The organism is Arsenophonus sp. ENCA (assembly GCF_002287155.1).
Taxonomy (GTDB): domain Bacteria; phylum Pseudomonadota; class Gammaproteobacteria; order Enterobacterales; family Enterobacteriaceae; genus Arsenophonus; species Arsenophonus nilaparvatae.
Window position 1 is genome coordinate 1 of the sequence record NZ_NHNG01000337.1, and the last position, 12123, is coordinate 12123.

10 protein-coding genes and 1 pseudogene are annotated in these 12123 nt (G+C 38.3%); 8 read left to right on the forward strand and 3 right to left on the reverse strand.

The genetic code is table 11. The features are described 5' to 3' along the window. A partial coding sequence (locus CBG25_RS08990) for a transposase family protein (protein ID WP_290603625.1) occupies positions 1-305 on the forward strand: 305 nt, incomplete at its 5' end. 37 nt (positions 306-342) lie between these two features. Here the strand turns inward: CBG25_RS08990 and CBG25_RS08995 are convergent. The 3 genes and pseudogenes from CBG25_RS08995 to CBG25_RS09005 all read right to left on the reverse strand — a co-directional run bounded on the left by CBG25_RS08995 (position 343) and on the right by CBG25_RS09005 (position 2219). Further along, positions 343-1020: an IS30 family transposase gene (locus CBG25_RS08995; RefSeq protein WP_290606139.1), complete on the reverse strand. Its 678-nt coding sequence runs from the start codon at positions 1018-1020 to the stop codon at positions 343-345. Between the two features lie 88 nt (positions 1021-1108). Then, positions 1109-1558 (reverse strand): annotated as a pseudogene (locus CBG25_RS09000) (MFS transporter); the annotation flags it as partial. Between the two features lie 73 nt (positions 1559-1631). After that, on the reverse strand, positions 1632-2219 hold the full coding sequence (locus CBG25_RS09005; RefSeq protein WP_290606140.1) for a YajG family lipoprotein: 588 nt from the start codon (positions 2217-2219) through the stop codon (positions 1632-1634). A gap of 293 nt (positions 2220-2512) precedes the next feature. On the opposite strand from CBG25_RS09005, the gene bolA reads away from it, so the two are divergent. From bolA to ppiD, 7 genes are all read left to right on the forward strand, one after another. After that, positions 2513-2815 (forward strand): transcriptional regulator BolA, encoded by a 303-nt coding sequence (gene bolA / locus CBG25_RS09010; protein ID WP_290606152.1) that lies wholly within the window; start codon positions 2513-2515, stop codon positions 2813-2815. Between the two features lie 363 nt (positions 2816-3178). Then, a complete protein-coding gene (gene tig / locus CBG25_RS09015; protein ID WP_290606142.1) occupies positions 3179-4483 on the forward strand; it encodes a trigger factor in 1305 nt (434 codons plus the stop codon). A gap of 268 nt (positions 4484-4751) precedes the next feature. Then, a complete protein-coding gene (clpP, locus tag CBG25_RS09020) occupies positions 4752-5375 on the forward strand; it encodes an ATP-dependent Clp endopeptidase proteolytic subunit ClpP (RefSeq protein WP_290606144.1) in 624 nt (207 codons plus the stop codon). A gap of 116 nt (positions 5376-5491) precedes the next feature. Continuing rightward, a complete protein-coding gene (gene clpX / locus CBG25_RS09025) occupies positions 5492-6778 on the forward strand; it encodes an ATP-dependent protease ATP-binding subunit ClpX (protein ID WP_290606146.1) in 1287 nt (428 codons plus the stop codon). Positions 6779-6969: 191 nt separating this feature from the next. Then, entirely contained in the window at positions 6970-9330 is a 2361-nt protein-coding gene (lon, locus tag CBG25_RS09030; RefSeq protein ID WP_290606148.1) for an endopeptidase La, read from the forward strand. 231 nt (positions 9331-9561) lie between these two features. Continuing rightward, positions 9562-9849, forward strand: a complete 288-nt coding sequence (locus tag CBG25_RS09035; RefSeq protein WP_366212755.1) for an HU family DNA-binding protein — start codon at positions 9562-9564, stop codon at positions 9847-9849. A gap of 132 nt (positions 9850-9981) precedes the next feature. Next, positions 9982-11880 carry a peptidylprolyl isomerase gene (ppiD, locus tag CBG25_RS09040; protein WP_366212756.1) on the forward strand — a complete coding sequence of 633 codons (1899 nt, stop codon included), beginning with the start codon at positions 9982-9984 and terminating at the stop codon, positions 11878-11880. Positions 11881-12123: the final 243 nt, after the last annotated feature.

Here is a 12123-nt window from a genome sequence, read left to right on the forward strand (position 1 = left end):
ATATAATTCGCCATATTCCTCCTGAGGTAACCATCTGGGCAGATACCGGTTTTCAAGGTATAGATAAACAGCATCCTAATACACAAATCCCAAAAAAAGGAACTCGAAAAAGACCTTTATCGCCTGAACAAAAACAAGAAAATAAAATAATCTCGGGCATCCGTATTACAGTTGAACACGCCATCGCGGGTATCAAGCGCCTCGGTTGCATGACCCAAATTTTACGGAATCGTAGACCCTTTATTGATGATACCTTCTTACTCCTTAGCGCAGGTCTTTGGAATTTCCATCTCAGAACAGCGTAAAATTTACTTCAATCACCGAAACACCCTTATTTCACTATTAAGCAACACGCTTAATGTCACGGAAAGCATCTACAACAGTATCAGCGCGTTTATTCGGTAACTTGCGGATAATAATCTGCTTGGTAGCTTTATCCGCTAGAGTCAGTAAGAATGACTTCTGATCTTTACCAAATACAGTATCAATTTCAAAATGACCGGGTTGTTGCTTAAGATCAGCCTCAGCGGGTCTCTCTTCAATACCCACTCTATCAGGAATAGGGCTACGCTTGGATTCACCCTTATCATAGCGATAATGTTTCCCGCGATGAGGAAGCTGGAGATAGAGTTTCCCTCCTGCCAGTCGGTCTCTCTTGATATAGCGATAAAGCGTATTCTTGCTGACAGAAACACCATGCTTCAAACGTAGCCTTCCACTGATAACTTCTGGCGAGGTATGTAAAGCAAGCTCCTTACGGATAAAATCCTGCGTTTGCGGGGTTTGTTGATTAAATGCATCTCGTGTAGATTTATTGAGACGTCTGGCTTTCGCTAAGGTATCGGCTCTTCTGCAAGAATAAAGTCCATGGAAAGCGGGATCAGTATTACGTTTGAGTTCCCTGCTGACAGTTGAACGAGAAAGCCCCAATTCTCTAGCAATAGTGGCTTGAGTAACACCGTCAATTATTCGTTTTTCGATATAAAAACGCTCATGTAAGTTCAAATGTTTTCCCTTCATACAACAGTATCTCTTATGGGATCATTACAGTAATTTTATCTATGTATGACTAAGGATTTACTTTGTTGCATTTCGTTTGGGAATTGGCGATAACGGATATTGCCGCGCCGGCGCCGCGCTCTTCTGTTGACAATAAATCGGTTTTATAAGCATCAAAAACAATATCTTGTGAGGCCGAGCAGAAAGCCACCAGTACCGCAACAGCTGCCAACCACCAAAGATGCTCTTTGGGATCGATAAATCCCATCCCCGCAATGCTTATAATCAGTAAAATCTGAGTGGTTAATAACCAACCACGCCGGCGACCTAGCCACGGCAGGGTATAGCGATCCATTAATGGTGACCAAAGAAATTTTAATACATAAGCCTGGCCGACTAATGAAAAAAAACCGATCGTTTTAATATCAATATTTTCGACGGTTAACCAGACTTGCAAAGTACTTGCGGTAAGTGCCAGCGGTAACCCTGACACAAAACCTAGCAAAAGCAGCACTCGGGAACGATGTTGGGTAAAAACGGTCAGGTAGTTTTTTTTCATAGTCGTCCTGTTGCTCTGTTATTGTCAGACAGAGCTATTGCTGGTAGCACTCTCACTTAACACGCTGAAAAATTCATTGTGCGTTTTGTTTTATAAACTGGCTTGTTTCAGGATCATTAGCCATATCAGCAATAATGTCAGTTAAGGCTTTATTGAGAGCAGAAGCAATTTTTTCGTTACTAGCATCAAGAGGCCCTTGCTCATTATAGCTACGCGTATAGGTACGTGTACTGGTTGACCCATTAGATGCCATAGCTACGACACTAATCGCAACATCGACAGTGATATTATGACGTAAGCTGCCTTCTTGTACATCGGCATACAGCTTATTTAGCGCAATTTGTAAATTAATATTAGCCGGTGCACTAACCGTATAACCTCTGGCGATCATCTGTTTTTCTAATGCTTCTTGTAAAAGATAGCGTAAATCGCGAGAGGGTTTTAATACCGCTAGTGCTGCATTACGATTAACTTCGGCAAGTGCCGTTGAGCTTCTTTTATCAATGCTAGTAATATTTATTGAAACTGCTCTTATGGTTGGATCTTGAGTTGGCAGGGTAATATTTGGCTCGATAGACAGGGTGTTAATTGGGGCAACACATCCAATTAAACTCAATGAGATTAACAGAGCAATGATTAGATGAAAGGTATTTTTTAACATGTTTTCTCAACCTATTTTGGTATTACTTGATTTAATCGTTACCATACTTTGGTATTTTACTGTTAGTATGCCAGAAAGTTATCGGCATTTGGTGAAGGAACCTACTAAAAAATTGGTCTGGATTATGCTTTAATCGTAATTTAGTAATATCTAATCCTATTTCTAACCGATATTAGATAAATCGTAGTGAGTCATAATAAAAAACAGATTAATCATTTTTGCTGGCATATATATTTACTTAGTAAATTAAGTCGAAAGAGTCTATTAATATGGTAACTAAACCTATGCAAACCATGTGTAAGCAAATTGAAGAAAAACTGGAATACGCTTTTTCGCCGTTATATTTGATGGTATTAGATGAAAGTGATCAACATAATATTCCGCCAGGTACGGAAAGTCACTTTAAAGTTATTTTAGTGACAGAAAAATTTGCAGCACAAAGGATGGTTGTTCGTCACCAAGCTGTTTATCAATTATTAACAGATGAATTATCTAATAGTGTTCATGCATTGGCATTACATACTTATACCCCAACTGAGTGGCAACAGCGCCAACAGCAGGCTTTTTCTTCACCAGCTTGCCGTGGTGGAGAGTAGGTCAATCCAGGTTAAGAAATAAGATAATTATGCTGACTTAACCAGATATTATTTAGCAATAATTGCTAGTATAAAATATTTTTATCGTTATATCTTATACCGTGTTAGTCATATAAATTTTGCTACAAAAGCCAGTATTTAGAGCGTTTACTATTTATTATTCACCTTTGCTCGACTCACCCCATATGCATCTGTATAATGTCGCGTCTAATTTTCTATAAGGTTTCGGAACGCTTCTACTTAACAGGGAGCCTCAAAAATAGAGGGTAAACCCGGGTTTGGGGAGCAGTATGTTATCAGGAGATGTCTGATAACATTCACTCTGGAATTGTCCGAGTACTAAGATTCTTTTGAGGTAACAAGATGCAAGTTTCTGTTGAAACAACTCAAGGCCTGGGGCGTCGTGTAACAATTACCGTTCCTAATGCTGATATTGAAAAAGCGGTGAATAGTGAATTAATTAATGTGTCAAAAAAAGTGCGCATTGATGGTTTTCGTAAAGGCAAAGTGCCAATGAATATCGTTAAACAACGTTATGGTACTTCTGTATTACAGGACGTGCTGGGCGATATAATGCAGCGTAATTTTGTCAGTGCAATTATAGAACAAAAAATTAATCCAGCTGGGGCACCAAAATATCAACCTGAACAATTTAAAACGGGTGAAGATTTTACCTATACCGTTGAATTCGAAGTCTATCCAGAAATTGAGTTAAAGGGTTTAGAAAATATCAAGGTTGAAAAACCTATTGTTGCGGTAAAAGATGAAGATGTTGACACCATGCTGGAAACATTACGCAAGCAACAAGCGACTTGGCAAGAGATAAAAGAAGAAGTTGCTGCAGATTCGCGAGTGACTATCGATTTTAAAGGCACAATTGATGGTGAAGTGTTCGAAGGTGGTAATGCGAACGATTTTGTGCTGGTAATGGGTGAAGGTCGTATGATACCTGGTTTTGAAGATGGTATTATTGGTCATCAGGAAGGTGAAGAATTTACTATCGATGTCAATTTTCCAGCCGATTATCACGCAGAAAATTTAAAAGGTAAAGCGGCTAACTTTGCTATCACTTTGAAGAAAGTGGAACAACGTGTATTACCAGAACTGACTGAAGAATTTATCAAACAATTTGGTGTTCCTGACGGTTCGATGGAGAGTTTACGTGCAGAAGTACGTAAAAATATGGAACGTGAACTAAAAACAGCTGTTCGTAATCGAATTAAGACGCAAGTACTTGATGGTTTAGTTAAGGAAAACGAAATTGAGGTGCCTGTTGCTGTTGTTGACAGTGAAATAAATGTACTACGTCGACAAGCTGCGCAACGTTTTGGTGGCAACGAAAAACAAGCGTTAGAATTACCACGTGAAATATTTGAAGAGCAAGCTAAACATCGCGTTATTGTTGGTTTATTATTAGGTGAAGTTATCAATAAAAACTCGCTAACTGCAGATGATGTTCGTGTAAAGTCACTGATTGAAGAGATGGCTTCAGCTTATGAAGATCCCACTGAAGTGATCGAATACTATAGCAAAAATAAAGAGTTAATGGATAGTGTCCGTAATTTGGCGCTAGAAGAACAAGCCATTGAAATATTATTAGAAAAAGCGGAAGTAACAGATAAAGAAACTCAATTCCAAGAGTTAATGAATCAGGCTCAGATGAGGTAATTGCTGAGTAGTGAAATGCTACTATCTGGTTTTGTGAAAACCCGTGGTTTTATGCTACGGGTTTTTTACCGTTAAAAAACTTTTCTTTTTTCTTGAAAAAAGAAAAGAATAACCCCAAATAATTTTCTATATTGTTGTATGACTTTCTTCATAAGGGCGAATATCCCTTTATGAACAATGGTTAAGTTTGTAATTATAGTCATTCTTATTTATCTCGAGTAGAATTAGATAGATTGGGCACCATAAAGCGTTTAATTAGGAGATGGAAATGTCATATCATAACAATCAAGATCAACTTGCACCGCATATGGCATTGGTGCCAATGGTAATCGAGCAGACTTCACGCGGTGAACGTTCTTATGATATTTATTCGCGCCTACTTAAAGAAAGAATTATTTTTTTAACAGGCCAGGTCGAAGATCACATGGCAAATTTAGTGGTTGCTCAAATGCTGTTTTTAGAAGCTGAAAACCCTGATAAAGACATTCATCTTTATATTAATTCACCAGGTGGCGTCATTACGGCAGGTATGTCAATTTATGACACGATGCAATTTATTAAACCTGACGTTAGTACAATTTGTATGGGGCAAGCATGTTCGATGGGCGCTTTTTTGCTTACTGCCGGTACTAAAGGAAAACGTTATTGTTTGCCCAATTCTCGTGTCATGATCCACCAACCTTTAGGCGGATTTCAAGGACAAGCGTCGGATATCGAAATTCACGCCAAAGAAATTTTAAAAATTAAATCGCGTATGAATGAATTAATGGCTAAGCATACGGGTAAAAAAATAAAAGACGTTGAGAACGATACCGAACGGGATCGTTTTTTATCTGCAGAGGAAGCAGTTAGTTATGGTTTGGTAGATAAAATTTATACTAATCGTAATTAATTTACATAAATGTATGGCATGCCTGATATAGTTATATACATGATTAATTAGTAACAGTTTTCTGTTACCCTCTTTGTTAAAATTAGGGTGATGGTTAAAAAAGTGAGGTTATCTGAATGACAGATAAACGCAAAGAGAGTTCAGGAAAGTTGCTGTACTGCTCCTTCTGCGGAAAAAGCCGGCATGAAGTTCGTAAGTTAATTGCTGGTCCGTCAGTTTATATCTGTGATGAGTGTGTTGAGCTCTGTAACGATATTATTCGAGAAGAAGTTAAAGAGATTGCACCACATCGTGAGCGCAGCGCATTACCGACACCCCATGAAATTCGTTATCATCTTGATGATTATGTTATTGGCCAGGAAAATGCCAAGAAAGTATTGGCGGTAGCCGTTTATAACCATTATAAACGCCTACGTAATATTTCTAACGAAGGGATGAATGGTGAAGGGGTAGAGCTAGGTAAAAGTAATATTTTGCTTATTGGGCCGACAGGCAGTGGTAAGACACTATTGGCTGAAACTTTGGCTCGTTACCTGGATGTACCATTTACCATGGCCGATGCGACAACATTAACGGAAGCGGGTTATGTTGGCGAGGATGTAGAAAATATTATTCAGAAACTTCTACAAAAATGCGACTATGATGTAGAGAAAGCACAGCGTGGTATCGTCTATATTGACGAAATTGATAAAATATCCCGTAAATCTGACAACCCGTCAATTACACGCGATGTTTCAGGTGAAGGCGTTCAGCAAGCTTTACTTAAACTTATTGAAGGTACAATTGCAGCAGTGCCCCCTCAAGGAGGCCGTAAACATCCACAACAGGAATTTTTGCAAGTCGATACTTCTAAAATTCTATTTATTTGTGGTGGTGCATTTGCAGGTCTTGATAAAGTGATTGGCCAACGGTTAAATACACGTTCAGGTATTGGTTTCTCAGCTGAGGTCAAAAGTGAATCTGAGCGAGCGACTGAAGGTGAGTTACTTTCTCAAGTGGAACCAGAAGATTTAATTAAGTTTGGTTTGATTCCTGAATTTATTGGTCGTTTACCTGTCGTAGCTACTCTAGGCGAATTAAGTGAAGAAGCATTAATTCAGATTCTGAAAGAGCCTAAAAATGCGTTGACTAAACAATATCAAGCACTTTTTGAACTTGAAGGCGTTAATCTTGAGTTTCGTGAAGAAGCATTGAAAGCAATTGCGAAAAAAGCCATGGCGAGGAAAACGGGAGCACGTGGTTTACGTTCTATTGTGGAAGGCGCTTTGCTAGAAACTATGTATGATTTGCCATCAATGGAGCATGTTGAGAAGGTAGTGATTGATGAAATGGTGGTTGCCGGTCAATCAGAACCTTTAGTGATTTATAGTCAACCTGATATACAAGCATCAGGTGAAAAATAAATCTTAATGCTTTTCTTAGTTGAATTGTGTAATGCAAAATGAGGGTTTTTCCCTCATTTTGTGTTTAATACCGAATCAGGCTATTGAATATCAAAATTTTGTCCCCATGTAACTCTATATTTAAACTGAGGTTTCTCAAAACTTTTAAGGAAACCCTAAAATTGGCATAAGCTAAACGAAGAGAGAACCTTATGAATCTTGAGCGTTCCGAACGCATTGAAATTCCTGTACTGCCTCTGCGAGATGTCGTGGTTTATCCACATATGGTGATCCCATTGTTTGTTGGCCGCGAGAAATCGATTCACTGTCTTGAAGCTGCAATGGATCAAAATAAACAGGTCATGTTGGTGGCTCAAAAAGAAGCATCGACTGATGAGCCAGGAGTAAATGATATTTTCTCTGTAGGGACAGTTGCTTCTGTTTTGCAGATGCTAAAACTACCAGATGGTACGGTTAAAGTCTTAGTTGAAGGTCTGCGTCGTGCAAAAATCACTACGCTAACAGATAATGGAGAATATTTCATTGCCCAGGCTGAGTATTTTAGTTCTCCGACTGTTGATGAAAAAGAGCAAGAAGTCTTAAATCGGACAACCATTAATCAGTTTGAAGGCTATATTAAACTGAATAAAAAGATCCCTCCTGAAGTATTAACATCATTGCATTCTATTGAACAATCGGACAAATTGGCTGATACAATCGCTTCTCATATGCCGTTAAAACTAGCGGATAAACAGCGTGTATTAGAAATGGCAGATGTGGTTGAGCGCCTTGAATATTTGATGGCAATGATGGAATCTGAAATTGATTTACTGCAGGTTGAAAAACGTATTCGTAATCGCGTTAAAAAGCAGATGGAGAAAAGTCAGCGCGAATACTATTTGAATGAGCAGATGAAAGCAATTCAGAAAGAATTAGGTGAGATGGAAGACGCGCCTGATGAATATGAAATGTTCAAGCGCAAAATCGAAGAAGTTAAAATGCCTAAGGAAGCTCGGCAAAAAGCGGAGGCAGAATTACAAAAATTGAAAATGATGTCACCTATGTCTGCTGAAGCGACAGTTTTACGGAGCTATATTGATTGGATGGTGCAGGTCCCGTGGAATGCTCGTAGTAAAGTTAAAAAAGATTTGCTGAAAGCTCAGGAGACACTGGATAGCGATCATTATGGTTTAGAACGTGTTAAGGAACGTATTCTTGAATACTTAGCTGTGCAAAGTCGCGTGAGTAAAATTAAAGGGCCAATTTTATGTTTGGTCGGACCGCCTGGTGTTGGTAAAACATCATTGGGTCAATCAATTGCTAAAGCGACAGGGCGTAAATATATTCGTATGGCACTTGGTGGTGTCCGTGATGAAGCAGAAATTCGTGGACATAGACGAACATACATTGGCTCTATGCCCGGGAAACTTATTCAAAAAATGGCAAAAGTGGGTGTTAAGAACCCCTTATTTTTGTTAGATGAAATTGACAAAATGTCTTCGGATATGCGTGGTGATCCGGCATCGGCTTTACTTGAAGTACTTGATCCAGAACAGAATGTTGCGTTTAATGATCACTATTTAGAAGTTGATTATGACCTTTCTGATGTGATGTTCGTTGCGACTTCAAATTCGATGAACATTCCAGCACCGTTATTAGATCGTATGGAAGTGATTCGTCTTTCAGGTTACACCGAAGATGAAAAACTTAATATTGCCAAAAAACATTTGTTACCTAAACAGATTCAGCGAAATGCTTTAAAAAAAGGCGAGCTTACGATCGAGGATAGCGCAATTATTGGTATTATTCGTTATTATACCCGCGAGGCTGGTGTTCGTGGTTTAGAACGCGAAATTTCCAAATTATGCCGTAAAGCAGTAAAAGCACTACTGATGGATAAATCATTGAAACACCTTGTCATCAATGAAGATAATCTAAAAGATTATCTTGGTGTGCGTAAAGTTGATTACGGTCGTGCAGATACCGAAAATCGCATCGGTCAAGTGACGGGTTTAGCTTGGACAGAAGTTGGTGGTGATTTATTAACTATTGAAACCACTTGTGTACCTGGCAAAGGTAAACTCACTTATACCGGATCGTTAGGTGAGGTTATGCAAGAATCGATTCAAACGGCGTTAACTGCAGTTCGGGCGCGAGCAGAAAAGCTAGATATTAATGCTGATTTCTACGAAAAACGGGATATTCATGTGCATGTACCTGAGGGGGCAACACCAAAAGATGGTCCCAGTGCAGGAATTGCAATGTGCACAGCGTTAGTTTCTTGTTTGACCGGTAATTCTGTAAGAGCAGACGTAGCGATGACTGGTGAGATAACATTACGAGGATTAGTGTTACCAATTGGTGGTTTAAAAGAAAAATTGTTAGCCGCTCACCGTGGTGGTATAAAAATCGTGCTAATTCCCGATGAAAATCGTCGAGATTTGGAAGAAATACCCCAAAATGTTATCGCAGATCTAAAAATTTACCCGGTAAAGACCATTGAAGAGGTTTTTTCTATTGCACTACAAAATCCACCCTTTGGAATGGAAATAGTGACTAAGAAATGCTCTTAATGCATTGATTTAAATTAAAAATTTTACATAAACTTAAAGCTGATAAATCTTAAATGATTTATCAGTTTTTTTTATCCACTAAATAATTTAAGTAAACAAATCTATAATTATTTGGCTGTAATATGTTTTCTTGCCATACTTTTGTAGTATTGATACGACGGTGTCATCTTTTTGTGAACCGTTAGCAATATGTTTGTTTAATCCATAATTAATAAAATGGGGATGATAAGCGTGAAAAAGAAAGAGCTAATAGAAAAAATTGCTAAAGAGTCAAAGGCTGCTAAATCAGTCTCTGAGAGCGTGTTAAATGCATTTCTCAAAATTGTATCTCAAACTCTCAAAAAAGGAGATAAAGTTCAGTTAATAGGCTTTGGCTCTTTTGAAGTTAAAAATCGTCCAGCACGTACTGGACGTAATCCTCAAACAGGCAAGGCCATTAAGATAGCTGCGGCAAAGGTACCGTCATTTAAAGCTGGCCAAGGATTAAAAGATACGGTTAACGGCCACAAGAAAAAATAAGGATTGCGGCATACTGTTAACGGATAAACTAAAACCGAATCAATTGTTTTAGTAAGTTAGGATCGAGCGCATCATAAAAGTGATGCGCTTTTTTCTTTTACGCTAAAATAGCGTATTATGCGTCTATTTACTTTGACTAAAACGGAGAGTAGCCTCTTTATGATGGACAACCTACGCACGGCGGCGAATAGTCCTGTGCTAAAAATAGTATTTGTGATTATTATCCTATCTTTTGTGCTTACCGGCGTTGGTGGTTACCTGATTGGCGGTTCAAGTAATCACGCGGCGAAAGTGAATGGCACAGCAATTAGTCAAGTTCAATTACAGCAAGCTTTTCAGCAAGAAAAGCAAGCATTACAAGAACGACTAGGTGATCAATTTGCTGAAATTGCCAGCAGCGAGCAAGGGATCCAGATGCTGCGTCGTCAAGCTTTAGAACGTTTAATTGGTGTGACATTGCTTAATCAATATTCAAATCAATTGGGTTTAACAGCCAGTGATGAGCAAATTAAGCAAGATATCTACAACATGCCGATATTTCAGACTGACGGGCATTTTGATAGTGAAAAATATCGGGCTATTTTATCTCAACATAATGTTAATGCTGATGATCTTGCCCAAGAAATACGACAAAATTTGATTAACCGTCAACTCAGTAAAATGTATGTGACAGATGAATTTGTCTTACCTGAAGAAATTAAGTCCTATGCTGAGTTACTTTTACAGCAACGTGAAGTGAAAACAGCAACTATATCGCTTGCTAACTATCAATCTAAACAAACGGTTACAGATAAAGAATTACAAGATTACTATAATACACATCAGAACAGTTTTATTTCACCTGAACAGGTACAGGTTAGTTATATTAAGTTAGATGCCGCTTCTCAACGTGAAAATGTGGCAGTCAAAGATGAAGAGCTGAAAAGCTATTATGAGCAAAATATAGCTAATTTTACGCAGCCTGCGCAAAAACATTACAGCATTATCCAATTGGCAACAGAAAAAGAAGCCGATTCCGTTGCTAAAGAATTGGCTGGTGGGGCTGATTTTAAGCAATTAGTTGCCGAAAAATCGACAGATAAATTTAGTGCAGCAAATCATGGCGCTCTTGGATGGATGGAGGCGACTTCAACGCCAAGTGAAATTATTGCCGCTAATCTAACTAAAAAAGGACAGGTTTCTGGCGTAATAAAATCGGCTAGCAATTATATTATATTTCGTCTTGATGATATTAAACCTGAAGTAATAAAACCTTTTCAGTCAGTAAAAACTGAGATTGCCGATAGCCTAAAAAATGAAAAAGCGATTAATGCATTTTATTCATTACAACAAACTGCAAGTCGCGCGGCGATGGATGATAACGAATCGTTAGCAGCAGCTGAAAAGGTTACTGGTATTAAAGCGGTAACAACAGATTGGTTTAGTCGTAATAATCTTCCTGAAGAAATAAGATTTGATAAAGTGGCTGATTCTATTTTTAACGGTAACTTATTAGATAAAAATGGGCCAACAGGTATTAACTCAGATGTTATTAATGTCGATGGTGATCTTGCGTTTGTTATTCGAGTTGAAAAATATAAACCAGAAGTAACACAACCATTCGATGAGGTGAAAAAATCAGTAGCTGAATTAGTCAAGCTTAATAAAGCTATAAAAGAGATGGAAGCAGAGGGCAATAAATTGCTGACCGCATTAAAACAAGGGACAGGTGAAGCGGCTTTGGCAAAACAGGGTATTACCTTTGGTGAGGCAAAGATTATCAAACGTTTTGATCAAAATGACTCATTGGCTGAGCAAATTTTTCAGATGCCAATTCCTAAAGAAAATACACCGACTTATCTCAGTAGCAAAGATAGCAAAAATAATTTAGTGATTATTCAATTGGTCAAAGTTACTCAGGGGCAACCGACGGAAGATGAATTAAAAGTCTTTTCGCAACGCTATAAAATGATACTTGGCGATGTGATGATGGAATCACTGATGTTGAATTTACGTGATAAGGCTAAAGTCGATTTAGGCCGAATTGAGTAATTTGCGATCGACTTCCACATAATTTTATACAATTACATAAATTAGAGGCTGCGCTTGTGCAGCCTCTTGCTGTTATATCATTTTATTGTCGTAATGTTTTTTTATTCTTGTATCTTAGGCCCATTCCCAGTCGAAACGCAACAAACCCATAAAACGTTATGCAGCCATTAGATGAGCTAAAAATACTTCATTTGGAGAAAAATAGCCCAACGATTTTCGTCCCCGAGTATTAAGTATGTGCTC

Bases quoted from the DNA above. Each gene is read 5' to 3' on its own strand.
- CBG25_RS09005 (WP_290606140.1), bottom strand. From the start codon at position 2,219: ATGTTAAAAAATACCTTTCATCTAATCATTGCTCTGTTAATCTCATTG.
- clpP (WP_290606144.1), top strand. From the start codon at position 4,752: ATGTCATATCATAACAATCAAGATCAACTTGCACCGCATATGGCATTG.
- tig (WP_290606142.1), top strand. From the start codon at position 3,179: ATGCAAGTTTCTGTTGAAACAACTCAAGGCCTGGGGCGTCGTGTAACA.
- clpX (WP_290606146.1), top strand. From the start codon at position 5,492: ATGACAGATAAACGCAAAGAGAGTTCAGGAAAGTTGCTGTACTGCTCC.
- bolA (WP_290606152.1), top strand. From the start codon at position 2,513: ATGTGTAAGCAAATTGAAGAAAAACTGGAATACGCTTTTTCGCCGTTA.
- lon (WP_290606148.1), top strand. From the start codon at position 6,970: ATGAATCTTGAGCGTTCCGAACGCATTGAAATTCCTGTACTGCCTCTG.
- CBG25_RS08995 (WP_290606139.1), bottom strand. From the start codon at position 1,020: ATGAAGGGAAAACATTTGAACTTACATGAGCGTTTTTATATCGAAAAA.